This window comes from Microbacterium sp., assembly GCF_043427715.1.
Taxonomy (GTDB): domain Bacteria; phylum Actinomycetota; class Actinomycetes; order Actinomycetales; family Microbacteriaceae; genus Microbacterium.
The window spans coordinates 1-20,763 of the sequence record NZ_JBHWTD010000073.1 but is presented as its reverse complement, the minus strand read 5'-3'; the positions used below and the strand labels follow the sequence as shown (position 1 = coordinate 20,763).

The 20,763-nt window shown below is 70.5% G+C and carries 21 protein-coding genes; 11 read left to right on the top strand and 10 right to left on the bottom strand.

Annotated elements, in window-relative coordinates; translation table 11 throughout:
• Positions 1-6: 6 nt before the first annotated feature.
• Positions 7-444 carry an Rv3235 family protein gene (locus ACHFGS_RS07970; RefSeq protein WP_394278496.1) on the bottom strand — a complete coding sequence of 146 codons (438 nt, stop codon included), beginning with the start codon at positions 442-444 and terminating at the stop codon, positions 7-9.
• Positions 445-535: 91 nt separating this feature from the next.
• On the opposite strand from ACHFGS_RS07970, the gene ACHFGS_RS07965 reads away from it, so the two are divergent.
• Positions 536-1,219, top strand: coding sequence for a hypothetical protein (locus ACHFGS_RS07965; protein ID WP_394278495.1), 684 nt, complete (start codon positions 536-538; stop codon positions 1,217-1,219).
• Positions 1,220-1,231: 12 nt separating this feature from the next.
• Here ACHFGS_RS07965 and ACHFGS_RS07960 read toward each other — a convergent pair whose 3' ends face one another.
• Entirely contained in the window at positions 1,232-1,576 is a 345-nt protein-coding gene (locus tag ACHFGS_RS07960) for a LysR family transcriptional regulator (RefSeq protein ID WP_394289334.1), read from the bottom strand.
• 76 nt (positions 1,577-1,652) lie between these two features.
• The gene (locus ACHFGS_RS07955) at positions 1,653-1,925 is read right to left on the bottom strand and encodes a helix-turn-helix domain-containing protein (RefSeq protein ID WP_394278493.1); all 273 of its coding nucleotides are present in this window, start codon (positions 1,923-1,925) and stop codon (positions 1,653-1,655) included.
• A 98-nt stretch (positions 1,926-2,023) separates the two neighbouring features.
• Here ACHFGS_RS07955 and ACHFGS_RS07950 point away from each other — a divergent pair, with 98 nt between their 5' ends.
• From ACHFGS_RS07950 to ACHFGS_RS07940, 3 genes are all read left to right on the top strand, one after another.
• On the top strand, positions 2,024-2,653 hold the full coding sequence (locus ACHFGS_RS07950; RefSeq protein ID WP_394278492.1) for an SAF domain-containing protein: 630 nt from the start codon (positions 2,024-2,026) through the stop codon (positions 2,651-2,653).
• On the top strand, positions 2,650-3,891 hold the full coding sequence (locus tag ACHFGS_RS07945; protein ID WP_394278491.1) for a CpaE family protein: 1,242 nt from the start codon (positions 2,650-2,652) through the stop codon (positions 3,889-3,891). The genes ACHFGS_RS07950 and ACHFGS_RS07945 overlap by 4 nt, the downstream gene beginning before the upstream one ends.
• A gap of 65 nt (positions 3,892-3,956) precedes the next feature.
• Positions 3,957-5,450: a sensor histidine kinase gene (locus ACHFGS_RS07940; RefSeq protein ID WP_394278490.1), complete on the top strand. Its 1,494-nt coding sequence runs from the start codon at positions 3,957-3,959 to the stop codon at positions 5,448-5,450.
• A 4-nt stretch (positions 5,451-5,454) separates the two neighbouring features.
• On the opposite strand, the gene ACHFGS_RS07935 is transcribed toward ACHFGS_RS07940, so the two are convergent.
• Positions 5,455-5,703 (bottom strand): WhiB family transcriptional regulator, encoded by a 249-nt coding sequence (locus ACHFGS_RS07935; RefSeq protein ID WP_248172050.1) that lies wholly within the window; start codon positions 5,701-5,703, stop codon positions 5,455-5,457.
• A 218-nt stretch (positions 5,704-5,921) separates the two neighbouring features.
• Between ACHFGS_RS07935 and ACHFGS_RS07930 the strand changes: the two genes are divergently transcribed.
• Positions 5,922-6,341, top strand: a complete 420-nt coding sequence (locus ACHFGS_RS07930) for a histidine kinase (protein ID WP_394278488.1) — start codon at positions 5,922-5,924, stop codon at positions 6,339-6,341.
• Positions 6,342-6,346: 5 nt separating this feature from the next.
• Here the strand turns inward: ACHFGS_RS07930 and bcp are convergent, their stop codons facing one another.
• From bcp to aroA, 3 genes are read right to left on the bottom strand one after another with little or no spacing between them, the layout of a single operon-like run.
• Entirely contained in the window at positions 6,347-6,811 is a 465-nt protein-coding gene (gene bcp / locus ACHFGS_RS07925) for a thioredoxin-dependent thiol peroxidase (protein WP_394278487.1), read from the bottom strand.
• A 9-nt stretch (positions 6,812-6,820) separates the two neighbouring features.
• A complete protein-coding gene (gene rsgA / locus ACHFGS_RS07920; protein WP_394278486.1) occupies positions 6,821-7,873 on the bottom strand; it encodes a ribosome small subunit-dependent GTPase A in 1,053 nt (350 codons plus the stop codon).
• Positions 7,870-9,186 (bottom strand): 3-phosphoshikimate 1-carboxyvinyltransferase, encoded by a 1,317-nt coding sequence (gene aroA, locus ACHFGS_RS07915; protein WP_394289333.1) that lies wholly within the window; start codon positions 9,184-9,186, stop codon positions 7,870-7,872. The genes rsgA and aroA overlap by 4 nt, the downstream gene beginning before the upstream one ends.
• A 106-nt stretch (positions 9,187-9,292) precedes the next feature.
• On the opposite strand from aroA, the gene ACHFGS_RS07910 reads away from it, so the two are divergent.
• Together ACHFGS_RS07910 and ACHFGS_RS07905 are read left to right on the top strand one after the other, a co-directional pair.
• A complete protein-coding gene (locus ACHFGS_RS07910) occupies positions 9,293-9,886 on the top strand; it encodes a sigma-70 family RNA polymerase sigma factor (protein WP_394278484.1) in 594 nt (197 codons plus the stop codon).
• Positions 9,883-10,128: a zf-HC2 domain-containing protein gene (locus ACHFGS_RS07905; protein WP_394278483.1), complete on the top strand. Its 246-nt coding sequence runs from the start codon at positions 9,883-9,885 to the stop codon at positions 10,126-10,128. Before ACHFGS_RS07910 ends, ACHFGS_RS07905 begins: the two co-directional genes overlap by 4 nt.
• A gap of 13 nt (positions 10,129-10,141) precedes the next feature.
• On the opposite strand, the gene ACHFGS_RS07900 is transcribed toward ACHFGS_RS07905, so the two are convergent.
• Together ACHFGS_RS07900 and ACHFGS_RS07895 are read right to left on the bottom strand one after the other, a co-directional pair.
• A complete protein-coding gene (locus ACHFGS_RS07900; RefSeq protein ID WP_394278482.1) occupies positions 10,142-11,056 on the bottom strand; it encodes a diacylglycerol kinase family protein in 915 nt (304 codons plus the stop codon).
• A gap of 11 nt (positions 11,057-11,067) precedes the next feature.
• Complete coding sequence (locus ACHFGS_RS07895) at positions 11,068-14,787, bottom strand: multifunctional oxoglutarate decarboxylase/oxoglutarate dehydrogenase thiamine pyrophosphate-binding subunit/dihydrolipoyllysine-residue succinyltransferase subunit (protein ID WP_394289337.1); 3,720 nt, start codon at positions 14,785-14,787, stop codon at positions 11,068-11,070.
• A 185-nt stretch (positions 14,788-14,972) separates the two neighbouring features.
• Here ACHFGS_RS07895 and ACHFGS_RS07890 point away from each other — a divergent pair, with 185 nt between their 5' ends.
• From ACHFGS_RS07890 to ACHFGS_RS07880, 3 genes are all read left to right on the top strand, one after another.
• Positions 14,973-16,427 (top strand): GuaB1 family IMP dehydrogenase-related protein, encoded by a 1,455-nt coding sequence (locus ACHFGS_RS07890; RefSeq protein WP_394278480.1) that lies wholly within the window; start codon positions 14,973-14,975, stop codon positions 16,425-16,427.
• Positions 16,428-16,575: 148 nt separating this feature from the next.
• Entirely contained in the window at positions 16,576-17,904 is a 1,329-nt protein-coding gene (locus ACHFGS_RS07885; RefSeq protein WP_394278479.1) for a hemolysin family protein, read from the top strand.
• Positions 17,901-18,953 carry a hemolysin family protein gene (locus ACHFGS_RS07880; RefSeq protein WP_394278478.1) on the top strand — a complete coding sequence of 351 codons (1,053 nt, stop codon included), beginning with the start codon at positions 17,901-17,903 and terminating at the stop codon, positions 18,951-18,953. Before ACHFGS_RS07885 ends, ACHFGS_RS07880 begins: the two co-directional genes overlap by 4 nt.
• A gap of 58 nt (positions 18,954-19,011) precedes the next feature.
• Here ACHFGS_RS07880 and ACHFGS_RS07875 read toward each other — a convergent pair whose 3' ends face one another.
• Positions 19,012-20,094, bottom strand: coding sequence for an NADH:flavin oxidoreductase/NADH oxidase (locus ACHFGS_RS07875; RefSeq protein WP_394278477.1), 1,083 nt, complete (start codon positions 20,092-20,094; stop codon positions 19,012-19,014).
• Positions 20,095-20,123: 29 nt separating this feature from the next.
• On the opposite strand from ACHFGS_RS07875, the gene ACHFGS_RS07870 reads away from it, so the two are divergent.
• Positions 20,124-20,763: NAD(P)H-hydrate dehydratase (locus ACHFGS_RS07870; RefSeq protein ID WP_394289332.1), on the top strand; the 640-nt coding region annotated here is incomplete at its 3' end.

The window sequence follows — 20,763 nt, the reverse complement described above, 5'->3', positions numbered from 1 at the left end:
GAGCGGTCAGAGCAACGCGACCGAGTTGGCCCGCCAGCGCCCGTCCCAGCCTTCGAAGCGCATCGCAACCGCGCGCGTGCGTGCGGGACCGGAAACGATGACGACCGCCTCGACGACGCCGTCGGCCGGTTCGCACAGTCGCTCGCTGAGGATCGTGTGCGCAGGTCGGACAGCGGCGACGCCGCGGGCGCTGCGTGCGCGTGCGGAGAGGTTCGCCCGGGTCACCAGCGCGCGGTACGCATCCTCCCCGAGCCACCGGGCGAGCTGATCCACGTCCCGGACGCCGGCGAGCACCTCGAGTACGCCGATCGTGAGGTTCTTCACGAGGGGAGAGACATCGGGCAGCTCACGCGCTGAGGTGCGCTGCGGGGCGAAGTACTCCGCCACATCGAGCGCGCTGCCCGATCGGGGCGTGGTGATCGGGTCTGTTGCGGGGTGTGCCATGTCGGTTCCTCTCCTCGACAGGGATGTGGGCTTTCGCAAGTCGACCGAGTACAGCACAGCCCCGCGCGAGCGCGGATGAGAATCCTCCAACATGTGGAGAACCACCGTGGGGCCGGTCGCGGCCGCCTGGGGAGAAACGGTTCGCGAGGAAGAGGCTGTGCTCTACGGTCGGCGCGTGCGCTGGGATCGATTCTTCGAAGACCTCGAGGACCAGCTCGACTCCGAGTGGGAGGCCGAGCGGGCCGCCCTCGACACGGAAGCCGAACGGCTGCGGATGGCTCGTCTGACCATCCACGAGCGCATGACGGCGCTCGCGCGCGGGACGGAGACGCCGGTGACCGTGGATCTGCTCGGCGACCTCTCGGAGACCGGTGTCGTCGCGGGCGTCGGACCGGACTGGATCGCGTTGGACGCGCCGTCGGCCCCGCACCACGGCGCGGTCCTCATCCCCCTCTCCGCCCTCGTGTCGGTGGCGCTTCCTCACGCGGAGGTCCTTCGCAGCGCCCGGGGCGCGACCCCGGGGCGCCTCCAGGAGCGCATGACGTTCGGCTTCGTGCTCCGCGACGTGGTGCGCCGGCGCGTGGCCGTCACCGTCGTGACAACGGGCGGTCGCGCCTTCGTGGGGACGGCCGACCGCGCGGCATCCGATCATCTGGACGTGGCGCTGCATGACCGAGACGCGCCGCGACGGGCCGACCTGGTGACGGGGCACCGCATCATCCCGTTCTCCGCGATCGCGGCGGTCAGGCTCGATGCGCCGATCGCGGTGGTGTGAGAGCGGAGTGCCTCAGCGCCCCTGGCGCTTCTTGTACGGCTTCGGCTGGCCCTTCACGATGGGCGCGCGGCCCTTCCCCTTCGCAGCTTTCGCTTTGCCGCCGGCCGGCTTCGGCGGGGCGGCAGGCGGCTCGGGTGCCTCGGCGATGAGCCGGGGCGCGTCCTTCGCCAATGCGGCACCGGCAGGGGTGAGGGTGGTCGGCTTGTCACGGTTGACCAGCGGGTGTCCGACTTCCTCCTCGAGCTTGTCGAGCGAGGTGTAGAGCGACGCCAGCGGGATGCCGAGGGCGATCGCCGCACGCGGGAAGTGCAGGTGCTCGGCGATCGCGACGAATCGCTGCAAGTGGGTGACGTTCACGGTGGCCTCTTTCGGTCTCCAGTCTGCCGGAGGAGGGGCCGCCGCCCGGGACCCACGCCGACGGGGCGCGGCGGGCTCAGTCTGCGTGCCGGGACCCCCGCCCCCAGAGCTCGGGGAAGCTCGCGGCGTTCGACTCGCGCCAGAGCGCGTGGCGGCGCGCCTCCTCTGCCTGGTCGTCGAGGTAATCCTGGACACTCAGCGGCTCGATCCGCCACACGCCGGGGGAACCCACTTTCGCCCCGCGCAGACGGCCGTCCAGGACGAGAGCGACGATCTCGTCGACCTCGAGCTGCAGCATCTCGGCGACCTGTGCCGGGGTGAGCATGCGCGAGTTCGGGTTGTCGGGCATGACGCCATTATGGGTGCCCGCACGGGTCTCCGGCCGAGGCCGCTCCGGGCTGTGGATAATCGACGTCGGCCGATGCCCCGCTCGGTCACCATGTCGTCATGACCGCTCCAGAGACCGTTCGCCCCGCGCCCCGTGCGTTCTGGGCTGACGCACGTTTCCTGCTGGGTATCGCACTGGTGATCGCTTCCGTCGCGGGCGTGTGGCTGGTCGTCTCAGCCGCGCGCCAGACCGAACCGGTCTTCGCGGCTGCGCGGACGCTCGTGCCGGGTGAGACCGTGGCGGCGGACGACCTCCAGGTCGTCGATGTGGCGCTCGGCATCACCGGCGACGCGTACGCGTCCCCGGCGACCCTCACCCCCGGCGCGGTCGCGACGCGCACGGTCGAGGAGGGCGAGCTCGTGCCGCGCACGGCGATCGCCGACGCGGAGGCGGCGACCACGACGACCGTCGTCGTCCGGACAGCGGGGGACGTCTCGTCCGCGGTGTCCGCCGGCAGCGTCGTCGAGGTGTGGGCCGCCCCCGAGGAGGAGCGAGGGTCGTTCGGAACCCCGAAGATCCTCGTCCCGTCGGCGACCGTGGTCAGCGTCACCCGCGATGACGCGGTCGTGTCGGGGGAGCAGGTCTCCCTGGAGATCGTCATTCCGCGCGCCGACGTGGCGGCGACACTGACCGCACTCGGCGACGGTTCGGGCCTGTCGGTCGTGCCGGTGAGCGGCGGGTCGCGATGAAGGCCGTGATCGCGCTCGACGGCCGTGCCGGCGAGGAGCTCGCGGCCCGGCTGCGGGACGTCGACGTCGATGTCCGCGGAGTGGTCCCCGCGGGACGACCGGCCGAGGCGGCTCACGATGCGCTGTCCAGCCCGGAAGCGGCGGAGCTGCTTGCCGAGCTCTCCCGTGCGGACCTGCTGCTCGTCGCGTGCCGGGCCGACATCGTGACGAGTGAGCTCGTCGGGGCCTGCGATCGATGGGGCGTCCGGATCATCCCCCTGTGTGCGAGCGGATCCGAACGGCGCTTCGCCTCGTCGCTCGGTCTCGTGCCCCGCGCGATCGACGATGCCGTCGAGGACGTGCTGGCGTCGGGTGTGGCGCAGCTTCCGGCTCCGCGCGAGCGGGGGCGGGTGCTGGCCGTATGGGGCGCGCACGGGGCTCCGGGGCGCACCACACTGGCGATCGAGGTCGCATGCGCGCTCGCGGCGAGTGGTCGGCGCGCGGCACTCGTCGACGCGGACACCCATGCTCCCTCCGTTGCGCTCGCCACCGGGCTCGCGGACGAGGGTCCCGGTTTCGCCGCCGCGTGCCGGCAGGCGGAGCGAGGCGCGCTCTCGGTCACGGAGCTGAACCGCATCAGCGTGGACCTCGGCGATGTCGACGTGCTCACGGGCCTGAACCGGCCGGGCCGCTGGCCCGAGCTCAGTGCGAGCCGCGTGATCGCCGCCCTCGATGCCTGCCGGGAGTGGGCCGATGACGTCGTCGTCGACGTCGCGGCGCCGTTGGAGGCCGACGAGGAGATCGTCAGCGACCTCGTCGACGGCCCGCGCCGCAATGCGGCCACTCGGGCGACCCTGGAAGCCGCGGACCACATCCTCGCCGTGGTGGCCGCCGACCCGGTGGGCGTGGCGCGCTTCGTGCGAACGTGGCCCGACCTCCGTGCGGCCGTCGGGGCGACGCCGGTGCGGGTGGTGGTGAACAAGACCCGGGCGGGGGCGCTCGGGATCGATGCGCGGGGGCAGATCCGCCGGACGCTCGAGCGGTACGCCGGAATCCGGGAGGTCTCCTTCGTCCCGTGGGATGCCAAGGGGACGGATGCCGCGATGCTCGCCGCACGCCCGGTCGCCCACATCGCACCCCGATCGGCGATCGCCGCCGCAGCCAGACGGCTGGTCGACGAAGCCCTCACCGACGCGCCCGCCACCGGAGTCGATCCCGGCCGCGCGGTCCGCCGTCGCCGCCTCGCCCGGACGGCGTAGAGTCCTCACCTGACCCGGACCGGGGATCGGCTGTGCCGCCGCATGCTGCGCCCTAGGGTGGAAGCGTGTCAACGCTCAGCGATCTCGTCTATGCCCAGGGGCGTTCCACCGCCGCCGACGTCGAATGGCTCCACCGACTGGCCGGCGACGGCCAGCTGCTCGCGGATCTCGCCTTCGCCGACATCGTGATCTGGGTGCCGACCGCCGACGACTCGTTCATCGCGGTGTCGCACACCCGCCCCGGTGGCGCGGCCACGCTGTTCTACCGGGACATCGTCGGCGACCTCGTCCGCCCGCAGTGGCGCACCCAGGTGAAGGATGCGTTCACGCAGGCGCGGATGGTCGATTCTGCATCGCCGGACTGGTTCGAGGAGACGCCCACCCGCGTGCGGGCCGTCCCCATCGTCCGCGAGCGGGGGACCGACGGTCAGGCGCCGACGGTCATCGGCGTGCTCACCCGTCACACCAACCTCGGCGAGGCGCGCACGCCTTCGCGTCAGCAGATCACCTTCAACGACTGTGCCGACGACCTGTTCGGCATGGTCGCCTCAGCCGACTTCCCCGACCTCACCGCCCCCACGTCGCCCCGCCGCGGGGCTCCGCGCGCGTCGGACGGGCTCATCCGCCTCGACGTCGACGGGATCACCACGTTCGCGAGCCCCAACGCGCTGTCGGCGTTCAACCGCCTCGGGTTCGACGATGAGCTCGAAGGGGAGGCGCTGATTGAAGTGGCGACGGCGATCCTGCCGGCATCCCGTCAGTTCGACGAATCGCTGCCGATCGTGATGGCCGGCCGTGCACCGTGGCGCGCGGACCTCGAGGCGCGCGGGGTCACCGTGTCGCTTCGGACGATCCCGCTGCGCGAGAACGGCAACCGCATCGGCGCCATCGTGCTGTGCCGCGACGTCAGTGAGATCCGGCACCAGGAGCAGGAGCTCATCACGAAGGATGCGACGATCCGCGAGATCCACCATCGCGTGAAGAACAACCTGCAGACCGTCGCCTCACTCCTGCGCATCCAGGCCCGCCGCACGCACTCCGACGAGGCTCGCGACGCCCTCACCCAGGCGATGCGACGGGTGTCTGCGATCGCCGTCGTGCACGACACGCTCTCCGAGGGACTCACGCAGAGCGTCGACTTCGACGACGTCTTCGACCGCGTCCTGAAGCTCGTCGCCGAGGTCGCCGCGGCCCCGAGCACGCGCGCGCGGACCCTGAAGACCGGCGCCTTCGGGACCCTCCCCAGCGAGTACGCGACGCCGCTGGCACTCGCGCTCACCGAACTCGTCACCAACGCCGTCGAGCACGGCCTCGCCGACAAGGAAGGCGAGGTCGAGATCCTCGCCGAGCGCGATGAGGAACGGCTCGAGGTTCGGGTGCGGGACACCGGCGTGGGCCTGCCCGAGGGGCAGGTCGGCCGAGGTCTCGGCACCCAGATCGTCCGTACCCTCATCCAGGGTGAACTCAGTGGGACGATCGACTGGCACACGCTGATGGGCAGCGGAACCGAAGTGACGATCGAGATCCCGATGCGCTACATCGAGCGAGGGAAGGGGTGACGCGTCAGGACGCGCGACGGGCGCGAGCGGCGCGGCGCTTGAGCGCACGTCGCTCGTCCTCGGAGAGGCCGCCCCAGACGCCCGAGTCCTGACCGGTCTCGAGGGCGTACTGCAGGCACAGTTCGGTGACGGTGCACCGGGCGCAGACGGTCTTCGCCTTTTCGATCTGGTCGACGGCGGGCCCGGTGTTCCCCACGGGGAAGAACAGTTCGGGGTCGACGGTCAGGCAGGCGGCTTTGTCGCGCCAATCCATAGCGGTGCTCCTTGTAAGGGGATCAGAGTCGGGATGCGACGCCGGGCGACGTCGACTAACCTGAGGTGGTGTGCGAGCGAATGCTCGCCCCACGCCGCTGTGGGAGCACACTTGCTCTTCTATAGTCCCATGCCCCGGCATGTGAATCAAGGGTTAACAAATCATTTCGGTGATTTGACGCGCCTTCGGTGCGACATCGCCGCAGAATAGGAGCAGCGATGCGCACGAGCGCCGTCGAACGAGGTGCCGCGACGTGGCTCGCGATCGAAGCGATCGGGGTGCTCGCGCTCTCGTCCTGGGAGTTCTTCGCGCTGGTGTCGGGGGACACCGCAGCCGTGTCGAGCTCGATCGCGCTGCTCGTGCTCACCCTTCTGGCGGCCTTCGCCGTCGGGGCGTTCGCGGTCGTGGTGTGGCGGGGCGGATCGTGGGGGCGGTCGGGTGGCATCGTCGTGCAGCTGCTCGTCCTCGCTGTCGCCGGTGGCACGCTGACGGGTCCGGATGCCGATCCGTCGGTGGCGGCGATGATCGCGGCCCCCGCGGCCGTCGGGCTCGTCCTGCTCATCGCGGCATCCCGCGTCGCCGGCGCGCGTGTCCGGGCGGAGACGCCCGACGAGCCGGCCGAAGGCTCGGCGGCCTGACCGGGTCAGGCGCCCAGCAGGGTGCGTACGCGGGCGACGTGACCGGTCGCCTTCACGTTGTAGAGCGCGTGCGCGAGGACACCGTCTTCGTCGATGACGAACGTCGAACGGATGACGCCCTCCACGACCTTGCCGTAATTCATCTTCTCGCCCCACGCGCCGTACGCCTCGTGGACCGCGTGGTCCGGGTCGCTCAACAGGTCGTAGGTCAATGCGTCGCGCTCGCGGAACTGGCGGAGCTTCGCCGGCTCGTCGCGGGAGACGCCGATGACGGTGTAGCCGGCTGCCTGCAGGGGAGCGAGGCTGTCGCGGAAGTCGCAGGCTTCAGTGGTGCAGCCCGGCGTCATCGCGGCCGGGTAGAAGAACGCGATGACCTTCTGACCGCGCAGATCCTGGAGCGAGACGGTGGCCTCGTCCTGGTCGGTGAGGGTGAAGTCGGGTGCGGGCTGTCCGGGCTCGAGGCGAGGCATTCCCCCAGTCTACGTGCGGGTCGTTCCCGCGAACGTCGACAGCAGCCGCTGCAGCGAGTCGAGCCGGGCGGCCGCGCGATCGCCGAGGCGGCCTTCGGCGACGGCTTCCGCGATGGCGCAGTCGGGAGCGTCGGGGAGGTGCGTGCACCCGCGTGGGCACTCTTCCGCGGCGTCGGCGAGGTCGGTGTAGGCGCGGAGGATGTTGGCGGGATCGACGTGGCCCAAGCCGAAGGAACGGACGCCGGGGGTGTCGATCACCCATCCCTTGCCGGTTGCCCCGTCGTAGCGCAGTGACACCGCGGAGCTGGAGGTGTGGCGTCCACGTCCGGTGACCTCGTTCACGTGGCCCGTCGCGCGCAGGGCGTGCGGGACGAGCGCGTTGACCAGGGTCGACTTGCCGACTCCGGAGTGGCCGACGAAGACGGTCGCGTGCCCGACGAGTCTCTCGCCGATGGCCTCCACCGGCATGTCGTCTCGTCCGCTCGTGAACACCTCGAGATCGTCGAGGCCTTCGAAGTGCGAGAGGAAGGCGGTCGGGTCGGCGATGTCGGTCTTGGTGACCACGAGGAGGGGACGGATGCCGGCATCCAGGGCGGCGATCAGGTACCGGTCGACGAGGCGCGGACGCGGCTCGGGGTCCGCGGCCGCGACGACGATGAGCATCTGGTCGGCGTTGGCCACGATGATCCGCTCCACCTGATCGGTGTCGTCGGCGCTGCGGCGCAGCAGCGACGTGCGGTCCTGGATGCCGACGATGCGCGCGAGCGTGCCGTCATCGCCGGAGGTGTCACCGACGACGCGGGCGAGGTCACCGTTGACGATCGGCTGTTTGCGCAGCTCTCGGGCGCGGGTGGCGAGGATCTGGCGCTCCTCGGGCCCGTCTTCGTCGATGAGCACGGTGTACCGGCCGCGGTCGACGCCCAGGACGCGCGCGATCCGCGCGTCGGCATGGGCCGGACGACGTTTGGTGCGAGGACGATTCGCCTTCGGATTGGGGCGCACCCGAAAGGACGCCTCGTCGTAGTCGAGGACGTCGTCATCGTCGTCGCCGAGCCAGCTCACGCGAGCATGTCCGCCCACAGTCGGGGGAACTCCGGCATGGTCTTCGCCGTCGTGCCGATGTCGTCGATCTCGACTCCGGGGACGCGGAGACCGATGACCGCGCCGGCCGTGGCGATGCGGTGATCGTGGTGCGCGCGCCAGGGACCGCCGTGCAGCTCGCGCGGGATGATGCGGATGCCGTCCTCGAGCTCCTCCGCTTCGCCGCCGAGTGCCCGGAGGTTCTCGATCAGGGCGGAGATGCGGTCGGTCTCGTGACCGCGGATGTGGCCGATGCCGTGGAAGGAGGTGGGGCTGTCTGCGAACGCCGCGAGGGCGAACAGGGTGGGCGTCAGCTCACTGGCCGCAGACAGGTCGAGGTCGACGCCGACGATCCGCTCTCCGGCGCTCACGGTGAGCGCCCCGCCGCGACGGTGGGCGCGGGCGCCCATCACCGGGAGGATGTCGAGCAGGAGAGCACCGGGCTGCGTGGAGTGCGCAGGCCACCCGGGGACGCTCACGGTGCCGCCGGTGAGGACCGCCGCAGCCAGGAAGGGGGCGGCGTTCGAGAGGTCGGGCTCGATCGCGATGTCCTTGCCGCGGATGGGGCCGGCCGGGACGAGCCACTCGTGCGGGTGGGGATGCTCGACGTGGACGCCGCGACGGGCGAGTGCCTCCACCGTCATCTCGATGTGTGGGAGGCTCGGCAGTCGCTCGCCCTCGTGGAGAAGACGGAGTCCGACGTCGAAACGGGCTGCGGCGAGGAGCAAGCCGGAGACGAACTGACTCGACTGACTGGCGTCGATCGTGACCTCACCGCCGCGCACGTGACCGTGGCCGCGCACGTCGAAGGGGAGCGACCAGGTGCCGGCGTCATCGATGTCTGCACCCACTTCACGGAGGGCCTGGATCATCGCGCCCATCGGCCGGTGCAGGGCCGTGGGGTGTGCTGTCACGTGGACGTCGCCGACGGCGAGTCCGGCGATCGGGGCGACGAAGCGCATGACGGTGCCGGCCTGGCCGCAGTCGACCGTCGTGTTCCCGGCGAATCCCGCCGGCGGCGTGATCTCGAGATCCGGGCCGAACGGACTGTCGCCGGGCACCTCATCCACGGTCACCCCCAGCGCGCGCAGGGCCTCGATCATGCGCGCCGAGTCGTCGGAGTGCAGCGGTGCGGACAGGAGGCTGGGGCCGTCCGCCAGAGCAGCCAGCACGAGCTCGCGGTTGGTCAGCGACTTGGAGCCGGGCACCGCCACCGTCGCCTCGACGGGGCGGCTCGGCGTCGGGGCCGGCCAGGTCGCGGCGGAGGTGGTGGGGGAATACGCGTCGGCGGTCATCGGTTCCAGCCTACTGACACCGCAACCGGCGAGCCGAAGGAGAGGGATGTTCGCGACGATCGATGCTCCCGTTCTGGGCGGGGACTCCGACGTAGACTTTGCGGCGATGAACGATTCTGCGGCTGACGACCCGCGTACCCAGTTCGAGGAGCAGGCCCTGCCCTTCATGGACCCGCTCTACGCTGCGGCGATGCGGATGACCCGCAACCCCGCGGACGCGGCTGACCTCGTGCAGGAGACCTTCGTCAAGGCGTTCTCCGCATGGAGCTCGTTCACCCAGGGCACGAACCTGAAAGCGTGGCTCTACCGCATCCTGACGAACACGTACATCAACACGTATCGCAAGAAGCAGCGCGAGCCGTATCAGGGCACTATCGACGAGCTCGAAGATTGGCAGCTCGGCGGCGCGGAGTCGACGACGGCGTCGTCGGCGCGGTCGGCCGAGGCCGAAGCCATCGACCACATGCCGGCATCCGTCGTCAAAGTCGCCCTGCAGGCGCTGCCCGAGGACTTCCGGTTGGCCGTCTACCTCGCCGACGTCGAGGGATTCGCCTACCAGGAGATTGCCGACATCATGAAAACCCCGATCGGCACGGTCATGAGCCGCCTGCACCGTGGCAGGCGGCAGCTGCGTGACTCGCTGTCCGACTACGCCAGAGAGCGCGGGATCGACGTTCCCGCCACAAGGAGTGCGAAATGACCGACTGCGGTTGCGACAAAGCCCGGAAGGACCTCGAGGAGTACCTCCGCAACGAGGTGTGCCGGACCGAGCACACGGACATCACCGAGCACCTGGAGAACTGCGCGGCGTGCCGTGACGAGGCGCTGGTGGCGACGACCCTGACGGCCGTGGTGGCGCGAGCGTGCAAGGAGACGGCGCCCGAGGAGCTCCGCGACCAGGTGCTCGCCCGACTCCGCGCAGAGCAGGCCATCCACCACTGACGCCGCTCGCGCGTCAGCGCAGAGGCTTGGCCGCGCTGAACACCGACACCGCGGCAGGCTGCACGTCGATGCGCAGGGGCAGCAGCCCCATCGGCTCGCCGTCGGCGTAGCCGGTCACTCCCGGCGCGCGCAGGGTGACCGACCTCACACGGTAGGTCGAGACCTCCGGCTCACCCGTGTGCGTGCCCGCATACACCTTCCGCAGCAGCGCGAGCAGGCGCAACCGCCCCGCTGAGCGGACGAGCGTGACATCGAGCAGGCCGTCGTCGGGCGTGGCATCCGGGCAGATCGGGATGCCGCCGCCGTAGGAGCGGGTGTTGCCCACCGCCGCGACGAGCAGGTCCTCGCGCACGTGGTGCACCGTGCCGTCGGGGCGGGTGAGGTCGATGTCGAAGGGTACGGTGCGCAGGGCGAGGAATTCGATCAGGATCGCGACGGAGTAGCGGAGCGGCCCCCGGGGCCAGCGCATTCGATTGGCGCGGTCGTTCACCCGTGAGTCGAACCCGCTCGCGAGGACCGTGGCGAAGAAGGCCTGCCGCCCTCCGGCGTCGGTCGCGCGGGCCAGGTCGAGCGACCGGGGACGCCCGCGGAGCACCGCGGCGGCTGCGGCCTCGGCGTCGAGCTCGTGGAGTCCGACGGTGCGGGCGAGGTCGTTGCCGGTCCCCGTGGGGATGAGACCGAGCGGCACGTTGCTACCGCGCAGTTCGGCAAGGGCGAGCCCCGCCGTGCCGTCGCCCCCGGCGAGCATGATCGCGTCGGGCGAGAGGGCTGCCAGACGTCGCACCGCTTCCGCCGTCCCCTCCGCGTCAGCGGGGGAGACCACGTTCACGGTCGCGCCGGCGTCACGGAGCAGGCCCGCCACGCGCGGCGCCACCGATCGTGCGGATCCGGCACGCGCCGCCGGATTGACGATGACGCCGGCGCGCACTGGATCGCTCGTCAGAAGTGCAGCGCTTGCTCGACGATCGCCGCCTGCTCGCGGGCGTGGACCTTCGGCGAACCGGTCGCCGTGGAGGCCGCCGCGGCACGCGAGATCCGCTTGATCGTGCGCCCGTGCAGGTGCTTGACGACCTCGAGCGCGATGAACGGCCACGCGCCCTGGTTCTCCGGCTCCTCCTGGACCCAGTAGAGCTCTGCGTTCGGGTAGCTGTCGAGGACGGCGTTGAGCTCATCGACCGGAGCCGGGTAGTACTGCTCCATACGCACCAGCGCGACGCGCTCGTTCGGGTTCTTCTCGAGCTCTGCGACGAGGTCCCAATGGATCTTGCCGGAGTGCAGCAGCACGCGGGTCACCGCGTCGCGATCGAGCGACCGGCGGTCGTCGATGACGGGCTCGAACTTGCCCTCGAGGAAGTCCTCGACGGGGCTCGTCGCGCTGCGAAGGCGGAGCATCGCCTTGGGCGTGAAGACCACGAGGGGTCGGCGCGGGCGCGCGTACGCCTGGCGGCGCAGCAGGTGGAAGTACGACGCGGGCGTCGACGGACGCGCGACGGTCATGTTGTCCTGAGCGCACATCTGCAGGTAGCGCTCGATGCGGGCGGAGGAGTGGTCCGGTCCCTGACCCTCGTAGCCGTGCGGCAGCAGCAGGACGACACTCGACTGCTGGCCCCACTTCTGGTCGGCGGAGGAGATGAACTCGTCGATGACCGACTGGGCGCCGTTGGCGAAGTCGCCGAACTGCGCCTCCCACAGCGTCAGCGTGTCGGCCCGCTCGACCGAGTAGCCGTACTCGAACGCCATCGCCGCGTACTCCGAGAGCAGCGAGTCGTAGACGTAGAAGCGGCCCTGGTTCTCGCCCAGGTTCGCCAGTGGCAGCCACTCCTGGCCGTTCGCGCGGTCGTGCAGCACGGAGTGACGTTGCACGAACGTGCCGCGTCGGACGTCCTGTCCGGCGAGGCGGACGTTCGAGCCCTCGGCGAGGATGGAGCCGAAGGCGAGCAGCTCGCCGAAGCCCCAGTCGATCTTGCCGTTGCGGCTCATGTCGTGACGCTTCTCCAGCAGCTGCTGGAGCTTGGTGTGCACCGTGAACCCCTCGGGCTTGTTGATGAACGCGTCACCGATGCGCTCGATCACCTCGCGGGAGACACCCGTGGACTCGGGCTCGCCGGCGACCACCGTCTCGGGCGCCTCGGGGGCGACGATCGGGGAGGTGCCGGTCTCGGCCGCGTGGGTCTCGGCGAAGGCGATCTCGAGGCGGTTCTGGAAGTCCTGCTTGGCCTTCTCGTACTCTTCCTCGGTGATGTCGCCACGACCGACGAGCGCCTCGGTGTAGAGCTTGCGCACCGAGCGCTTGGCCTCGATGAGGTTCGTCATCAGCGGCTGCGTCATCGAGGGGTCGTCGCCCTCGTTGTGACCACGACGGCGGTAGCAGACGAGGTCGATCACCACGTCGCGCTGGAACTCCTGTCGGTACCGGAAGGCGAGTTCGGCGACGTGGACGACCGCTTCGGGGTCATCGCCGTTGACGTGGAAGATCGGCGCCTGGATCGTCTTGGCGACGTCGGTCGCGTAAATCGACGAGCGCGCGTCGAGGGGGAGGGTCGTGAACCCGAGCTGGTTGTTGACCACGACGTGCACGGTGCCGCCGGTGCGGTAGCCGCGCAGGCGGGACATCTGCAGCGTCTCCATGACGACACCCTGGCCGGCGAAGGCGGCGTCGCCGTGGACCAGGATCGGCAGCCATGAGTACGTGCCGACGGGAAGGCGGTCCTGCTTGGCGCGGACGATGCCCTCGAGTACGCCGTCGACGGTCTCGAGGTGCGAGGGGTTGGCCGCCAGGTAGACGGGGAGCTCTTCGCCGCCGTCGGCGACGAAGGTTCCCTCGGTGCCCAGGTGGTACTTCACATCGCCCGAGCCGCTCTTCGAACCGATCGCGACCGAGCCCTCGAACTCGCGGAAGATCTGGCTGTAGGTCTTGCCGGCGACGTTGGTGAGGACGTTGAGGCGACCGCGGTGGGCCATCGCGATGGCGGCGCCGTCGAGGCCTTCCGCCGCGGCGCCCTGCAGGATCTGGTCGAGCAGCGGGACGAGCGACTCGCCGCCCTCGAGGCTGAAGCGCTTCTGGCCGACGTACTTGGTCTGCAGGAAGGTCTCGAAGGCCTCGGCCTCGTTGAGCTTGCCGAGCACGCGGAGCTGCTCGTCGTGGCTGGGCTTCTGATATTTGACCTCGAGGTTCGCCTGGAACCAGGCGCGCTGCTCGGGGTCCTGGATGTGCATGTACTCGATGCCGACGGTGCGGCAGTAGGAGTCGCGGAGGATGCCGAGGATGTCGCGCAGCTTCATCGTGCGCTTGCCGCCGAAGCCGTTGGTGACGAACTCGCGGTCGAGGTCCCAGAAGGTCAGCCCGTGGTTCTCGATCTCGAGGTCGGGGTGCGTGCGCTGGACGTACTCGAGCGGGTCGATGTCGGCCATCATGTGGCCGCGGACGCGGAAGGAGTTGATGAGCTCCTGCACGCGGGCGGTCTTGTCGACGCGCTCGGCGATGTCGACCTTGATGTCGCTGTTCCACAGGATCGGCTTGTAGGGGATCCGCAGCGCCGCGAAGATGTCCTCGTAGAAGCCGTCCTGTCCGATCAGCAGCTGGTGCACGATCTTCAGGAACTCGCCCGATCCGGCGCCCTGGATGACCCGGTGGTCGTAGGTGCTGGTGAGCGTGATGGTCTTGCCGATGCCGAGCTCGGCGAGCGCCTTGGGGCTCGCGCCCTGGAACTCGGCCGGGTAGTCGAGGGCGCCGGCGCCGATGATGCAGCCCTGGCCCTTCATCAGGCGAGGCACGGAGTGCACGGTGCCGATGCCGCCCGGGTTGGTGAGCGACACCGTGGTGCCCTGGAAGTCGGCGGCGGTGAGCTTGTTGCCGCGGGCGCGGCGGACGAGGTCCTCGTAGGCGGCGAGGTACTCGCTGAAGGTGAGGGACTCGGCGCGCTTGATGCTCGGAACCATGAGCGCGCGGGTGCCGTCGGGCTTGGGGAGGTCGATCGCGATGCCGAGGTTGATGTGCGCGGGGGCGACGACCGACGGCTTGCCGTCGACCTCTGCGTAGAACACGTTCTGCGAGGGGAAGGCCTTGAGCGCCTGGATGAGCGCCCACCCGATGATGTGGGTGAAGCTGACCTTGCCTCCGCGGGTGCGGGACATGTGGTTGTTGATGACGATGCGGTTGTCGATCATCAGCTTCGCCGGGACGGTGCGGACACTGGTCGCGGTGGGGACCGTCAGCGACTCGTCCATGTTGGCGGCGAGGGTCTTGGGGAGGCCTCGCAGCGGGGTGACCTTGTCCTCACGGGCGGCCTCTTCGGACGCGGGAGCGGCCTTGGGAGGCTGGGCCGGGACCGGCTGCGGCGCGGCGGGACGCGTGGTGGTCCGGGCGATCGGCTGGCCGTTCGTGTCGGCCGACGGCGCTGCGGCGGCAGGAGCCGAGGCAGCGGCTGCGGCGGGTGCCGGGGTGGATGCCGTGGGGGCCTCGGCGGATGCCGCGGGGGCCTCAGCTGCAGGCGTCGGTGCGGAACCCTCCGGCGTGTACGCCTCGAGGATCGGCCACCATTCCTTGTCGACGGAGTTCTTGTCTCGGCTGTACTGCTCGTACAGCTCGGCGACGAGCCATTCGTTGGCGCCGAATTCCCCGTCGCTCGTAGTTCCCACGCCGGTCGCCTGACTGGACACGGATCCGCCTGCTTTCATCGTTGAGATCGGGATGTGCGGCGCCCGCACGGCGATACGCACAGACACCTAGGGTATCCCAGGTTCTCCCGCCGGGACGGCCTCCGTCCCTCCAGAATGCGTTGCGCCGGACGGGTCGCGGAGCGCGTGTCGGCCCCGCCCTCCGAGCCGCTCGGTACCGTGGGCGCATGCACTTCTCCGACGAACGGCCCGCAGTCGACCTCACCTACTCCGACGTGTTCCTCGTGCCCCGCCGGTCGGGGATCACCAGCAGGCTCGATGTGGATCTCTCGCCGCAGGACGGGACGAGTGCGACCGTCCCCCTGGTGGCATCCAACATGAACTCGGTGACGGGACCCCGGCTCGCGGCCGCTCTCGCCCGCCGCGGCGGACTCGCCGTGCTGCCGCAGGACATGCCGTTGCAGGACGTCGACGAGGCGATCCGCTGGGTGAAGGCGCAGCCGGTGGTGTGGGACACCCCGATCGTGCTTCCGCCCGACGCGCTCGTCTCCGACGCCGCGGCGCTGCTTCCGCCCGCGCCGGGTCACGGGATCGTCGTCGCCGACGGCGGAGCCCACATCGACGCGGACGACATCGTGGGTGTGATCCCCGCCGAACGACTCGGTACGGCGCTTCCCGATGCCCGACTTGGCGATCTCGTCCGCGGACGGGCGGTGTCGCTCGATGCCGATGACGTCGACTCGCCGCGCACCGCGTTCGACGTGCTGACCGCCGCGGAGGCGGAGATCGCGACAGTCCTCCATCACGGCCACCTCGTCGGCACGCTCTCCCCGCGAACGGCGCTCCGCGGCTCGCTCTACCGTCCTGCGCTCGACGCGGACGGGCGACTGATCGTCGCCGCGGCCGTCGGCATCAACGGCGACGTCGCGGCGAAAGCGCGCGCCCTCGCCGCCGCCGGTGTCGACGTCCTCGTCGTCGACACCGCGCACGGGCACCAGGAGAGCATGATCGCGGCACTGCGCACCGTCTCCGCGCTGGGGCTCGGACTGCCCGTCGTCGCGGGCAACGTCGTCACGGCGGAGGGGGTGGCCGACCTCGTCGAGGCGGGGGCCACGATCTTGAAGGTCGGCGTGGGGCCCGGCGCGATGTGCACCACCCGCATGATGACCGCCGTCGGTCGGCCGCAGTTCTCGGCCGTGCTCGAGACGGCCGAGGCCGCTCGCGCGGTCGGTGCGCACGTGTGGGCCGACGGAGGCGTGCGCTACCCGCGCGACGTCGCGCTCGCGCTCGCCGCCGGCGCGGCATCCGTCATGATCGGCTCGTGGTTCGCGGGCACGATCGAAGCACCCGGAGAGCTGCGCACCGACGCCGACGGGCGGATCTACAAGGAATCGTGGGGGATGGCCTCCACGAAGGCCGTGCAGGGAAGGTTCGGGCGCCTCGACGCGTACGAGCGGGCGCGCAAGGAGCTGTTCGCGGAGGGGATCTCGTCCTCGCGGATCTACCTCGACCCGCTGCGCCCCAGCGTCGAGGACCTCCTCGACATGATCACCTCGGGGGTCCGCTCCTCGTTCACGTACGCGGGTGCGGCGAGCGTGCCCGAGTTCCACGAGCGCGCGACGGTGGGCCTGCAGTCGGCGGCCGGGTATGAAGAGGGCAAGGCGCTGCCGGTCAGCTGGTGAGCGGATGCCGCGAGCCCGCGCCTGCGCTGGGCACTCACCCGCGCGTGTGCGGGCGCGGGTGCCGTAGAATCGAGCACACAATGGACGACCCTCCCAGTAGACCCTCGCCCCACCGACCCTTCTTCCCCCTGATCGGGGGTGACGTGTGATGGATTACGTCATGTTGGGCGTGGGGCTCCTGCTGACGATCGGCACAGGTCTGTTCGTGGCGAGCGAGTTCGCCCTCGTCAATCTCGACCGTGCCGACCTCGAGGCCCGCCAGGCTGCCGGCGAGACGAGACTCGCGCTGACCATCAACGCGCTGCGGATCACGTCGACGCACCTTTCCAGCGCGCAGCTCGGCATCACGCTGACGACGCTGCTGACCGGATACACGATGGAGCCGGCGCTCTCGAATCTGATGAGCCCGCTGTTCACCGCGTGGGGCCTGCCGGAAGAGGCATCCCGGCCCATCGCGACGGTCGTCGCGATGACGGTCGCGACGATCTTCTCGATGATCATCGGCGAGCTCGTGCCGAAGAACTTCGCGCTCGCTGTTCCGCGGCAGACCGCGAAGCTCGTCATCGGGTTCCAGACCGTCTTCACGACCGTCTTCCGTCCCGCCATCGTGCTGCTCAACGGCAGCGCCAACGCCGTTCTGCGGGCCATGGGCATCGAGCCCAAGGAGGAGCTCTCCGGAGCCCGCACCGCAGAGGAGCTCTCCAGCCTCGTCCGCCGATCGGCGAGCGCTGGCCTCCTCGAAGAGGACACCGCCTCGCTCCTCGACCGCACCCTCACCTTCTCCCGCCTCACGACGGCCGATGTGATGACCCCGCGTCCGAGCGTCCACGCCCTCGCCGCCGACGACAGCGTCGAGGATGTCATCCAGCTCGCCCGCCGCACGGGGCACAGCCGGTTCCCGGTGTACGGCGACTCGATGGACGACATCACCGGCATCGTGCACCTCAAGCAGGCCGTCTCGGTGCCCCGCGAGCGTCGCGCCGACGTGCCCGCTGCGGCGATCGCCGAAGAGCCGCTCCGCGTGCCCGAAGCCGTGCACCTCGACGGCCTCATGTCGGAGCTGCGTTCGCGCGGGTACCAGATGGCGGTCGTCGTCGATGAGTACGGCGGCACGGCAGGTGTGGTGACCCTGGAGGACCTGGTCGAGGAGATCGTCGGCGAGGTGCTCGACGAGCACGACCGGTCCCGCGCGGGCGTCGTCCGCGCGGCGGGATCGATCCTCTTCCCCGGAGATCTCCGCCCCGACGAGGTGCTCGATCGCACCGGCATCCGCGTGCCCGAGGGCGACGTGTACGACACGGTGGGCGGATTCATCATGGCGTCGCTCGAGCGGATCCCCACCGTCGGCGACGCGATCGAGGTGGAGGACGGCATCATCACCGTGCAGCGCATGGACGGCCGTCGCGTCGACCGCGTCAAGTTCATCCCCACGGCGGTGCCGGCGGGGTCCGCGGCCGAAGGAGGTGATCGCCGATGAACGATTGGGCCGGAATCGCCTGGCTGCTCGTCCTGCTGATCGCCAACGCCTTCTTCGTCGCGGCGGAGTTCGCCGTCATCTCGGCACGTCGCTCCCAGATCGAGCCGCTCGCCGAGAAGGGCTCGCGCGGCGCCAAAACGGCGCTGTGGGCGATGGAGCACGCCACGCTCATGCTGGCCACCTGCCAGTTGGGCATCACGATCTGCTCGCTCCTCATCCTGAACGTGTCGGAGCCGGCGATTCACCACCTCCTCGCCGTCCCGCTGGAGGCGCTCGGCATCCCGTATGCCGTCGTCGACGTCGTCGCGTTCGTCATCGCGCTGCTGCTCGTCTCGTACCTGCACGTCGTCTTCGGCGAGATGGTCCCCAAGAACCTCGCGTTCTCGGTTCCCGACCGCGCCGTGCTGCTGCTCGCGCCGCCGCTGGTGTGGGTGTCGCGCGTGTTCCACCCCGTGATCGTCGCGCTCAACTGGGTCGCGAACCACGTGCTGCGGCTGTTCCGCGTCGAGCCGAAGGACGAGGCGTCCTCGACCTTCACGCTCGAGGAGGTCGCCACGATCGTCAACCAGTCGCGCATCGAGGGCGTGCTCGATGACGCATCGGGCGCGGTCGCTGCGGCGGTGGAGTTCACCGACAAGAAGGCCAAGGACGTCGCTGTGCCGCTGAGCGAGCTGGTGACCCTGCCGGAGACGACGACGCCCGACGAGATCGAGCGTGCGGTCGCGCGTCACGGATTCTCGCGGTACGTCATCGTCGATGATGAGGGCGCACCGGTCGGCTACGTGCACCTGAAGGACGTGCTCCGTGCGGTCGAGGGGCCCGACGCCGCCTCGACGGTCGCGCAGCCGATCAAGCCGAAGCGCATCCACCACATGCTGCCGATCAGCGAGATGACCGACCTCGAGGATGCGCTGGCGCTCATGCGTCGCTCCAGCCGCCACCTCGCCCAGGTGCGCGACGCCGCAGGGGAGACCACTGCCGTGCTGTTCCTGGAGGACATCATCGAGGAGCTCGTCGGCGAGGTGCACGACGCCACCCGCCGGATCTGACCGAGATACGACACGACGCCCGCCCCGATGCGCATCGGGGCGGGCGTCGTCGTCGTTCTCAGAGGCGGCGGGGGCGGGCCCGGTCGTACTGCGGCGGCCACACCGACGCCACGGCATCCGCGTCCTCCAGCTCGAAGGCGGCACGCAGCCCCAGGTGCGGGTCGCGCAGCCATTCGCGGCCGATCATGACCGCGTCGGCGAGACCGTCGTGCAGGATCTGCTCGGCCTGCGGACCGTTGGAGATCTCGCCGACCGCGGTGACGAGCAGGCCGGTGCGCTCGCGCACGGTGGCGGCGAAGGGGACCTGATAGCCGGGTCCGGTGGTGATGCGCTGGTGGGCCACGAGGCCCCCGGTGGAGATGTCGATGACGCGGACGCCGCGCTCGGCGACCCAGGAGGCGACCGTCGCGGTCTCCTCGACGCCCCAGCCGCCGTCGGCCCAGTCGGTGGCGGAGAAGCGCACCGCGGCGATGCGCGACGGCGCCGCCGCACGGACCGCGTCGACCACGCGCAGCAGGAACCGGGCGCGGTTCTCGAGCGATCCGCCGTACTCGTCGGTGCGCAGGTTCGACAGCGGCGAGAGGAACTGGTGGAGGAGGTAGCCGTGTGCGGCGTGGATCTCGAGCACCTCGAACCCGGCCTCGTCGGCCCGGCGAGCCGCCGATCCGAAGGCCTCGACGATCTCGTCGATGCGCTCGGCGGTCACCGCGACCGGCTCGGCGTAGCCGTCGAACGCGATCGCCGACGGGGCCTCGGTGATCCAGCCTCCGCGGTCGACCGGCACGGACCCCCGCTCTCCGCTGAGCGGGCTCGAGGTCGAGGCCTTCCGTCCGGCGTGGGCCAGCTGGATGCCCGCGGCCGCCCCTCGCGCGTGGATCGCGGCGACGATCGGCGCCCAGGCGTCCCGCTGTGCGTCGTTCCAGAGGCCCGTGTCGTCGGGGCTGATGCGTCCTTCGGGGACGACGGCGGTCGCCTCGGCGATGACCAGGCCCGCCCCACCCGAGGCGAACTGGGCCAGATGCACGTGATGCCAGTCGTTCGGCATCCCCTCGGTCGCCGAGTACTGGCACATGGGAGACACCCACAGCCGGTTCCGGACGGTCAGATCGTCGATCTGCAGGGGCGTGAAGAGCTGGGTCATGCGGAACTCCGTCGCAGTAGGGTGACGCCATGACGGCGCGAGGATGGACCAGGGCGGATGTGGCCGCCGTTCTTCGGGAGCCAACGGCCTCCGACGACAAGTATTCCCGGGGAGTGGTCGGTGTGCGCACCGGCTCGGCCGCCTATCCGGGTGCGGCCGTCCTCGGGGTGGAGGCCGCATGGCGCACCGGGGTCGGCATGGTCCGGTACGTCGGCGACACCCGCGCCGAAGACCTCGTGCTCGCCCGCCGCCCCGAGACGGTGACGGCGGTCGGTCGCGTGCAGGCGTGGTTGATCGGCTCGGGAACGGATGCCGCGTCCCGCAGCGCCGAGGAGACCGCCGCCCTGGGGGCGCTGCTGGCCGGGGACATCCCCGTCGTGGTCGACGCGGGCGCGCTGGACCTGGCGCCCGCGGCATCCGTCCCGCTCATCGTCACTCCCCACGACCGCGAGCACGCCCGGCTGCGAGAGGCCCTCGGACTGGCTCCCGACGACGCCGACGCGGTGGCCGAGACGGCCGCGGCCCTCGGCGGCGTCGTGGTCCGCAAGGGCGCCACGACCCTCGTCGCCGACCCGTCGGGCGAGGTCATCGCCCTCGACGCGCCGACCTCGTGGCTCGCGACGGCGGGGACGGGTGACGTGCTCGCGGGCATCATCGGCGCGCTCGCCG

What these genes read in the sequence shown, in the direction of transcription:
- ACHFGS_RS07890 (WP_394278480.1), top strand. Translation starts at nt 14,973, where the DNA reads ATGCACTTCTCCGACGAACGGCCCGCAGTCGACCTCACCTACTCCGAC.
- ACHFGS_RS07955 (WP_394278493.1), bottom strand. Translation starts at nt 1,925, where the DNA reads ATGCCCGACAACCCGAACTCGCGCATGCTCACCCCGGCACAGGTCGCC.
- ACHFGS_RS07970 (WP_394278496.1), bottom strand. Translation starts at nt 444, where the DNA reads ATGGCACACCCCGCAACAGACCCGATCACCACGCCCCGATCGGGCAGC.
- ACHFGS_RS07965 (WP_394278495.1), top strand. Translation starts at nt 536, where the DNA reads ATGTGGAGAACCACCGTGGGGCCGGTCGCGGCCGCCTGGGGAGAAACG.
- ACHFGS_RS07885 (WP_394278479.1), top strand. Translation starts at nt 16,576, where the DNA reads ATGGATTACGTCATGTTGGGCGTGGGGCTCCTGCTGACGATCGGCACA.
- ACHFGS_RS07875 (WP_394278477.1), bottom strand. Translation starts at nt 20,094, where the DNA reads ATGACCCAGCTCTTCACGCCCCTGCAGATCGACGATCTGACCGTCCGG.
- ACHFGS_RS07880 (WP_394278478.1), top strand. Translation starts at nt 17,901, where the DNA reads ATGAACGATTGGGCCGGAATCGCCTGGCTGCTCGTCCTGCTGATCGCC.
- bcp (WP_394278487.1), bottom strand. Translation starts at nt 6,811, where the DNA reads ATGCCTCGCCTCGAGCCCGGACAGCCCGCACCCGACTTCACCCTCACC.
- ACHFGS_RS07945 (WP_394278491.1), top strand. Translation starts at nt 2,650, where the DNA reads ATGAAGGCCGTGATCGCGCTCGACGGCCGTGCCGGCGAGGAGCTCGCG.
- ACHFGS_RS07905 (WP_394278483.1), top strand. Translation starts at nt 9,883, where the DNA reads ATGACCGACTGCGGTTGCGACAAAGCCCGGAAGGACCTCGAGGAGTAC.
- ACHFGS_RS07935 (WP_248172050.1), bottom strand. Translation starts at nt 5,703, where the DNA reads ATGGATTGGCGCGACAAAGCCGCCTGCCTGACCGTCGACCCCGAACTG.
- aroA (WP_394289333.1), bottom strand. Translation starts at nt 9,186, where the DNA reads ATGACCGCCGACGCGTATTCCCCCACCACCTCCGCCGCGACCTGGCCG.
- ACHFGS_RS07930 (WP_394278488.1), top strand. Translation starts at nt 5,922, where the DNA reads ATGCGCACGAGCGCCGTCGAACGAGGTGCCGCGACGTGGCTCGCGATC.
- ACHFGS_RS07910 (WP_394278484.1), top strand. Translation starts at nt 9,293, where the DNA reads ATGAACGATTCTGCGGCTGACGACCCGCGTACCCAGTTCGAGGAGCAG.
- ACHFGS_RS07950 (WP_394278492.1), top strand. Translation starts at nt 2,024, where the DNA reads ATGACCGCTCCAGAGACCGTTCGCCCCGCGCCCCGTGCGTTCTGGGCT.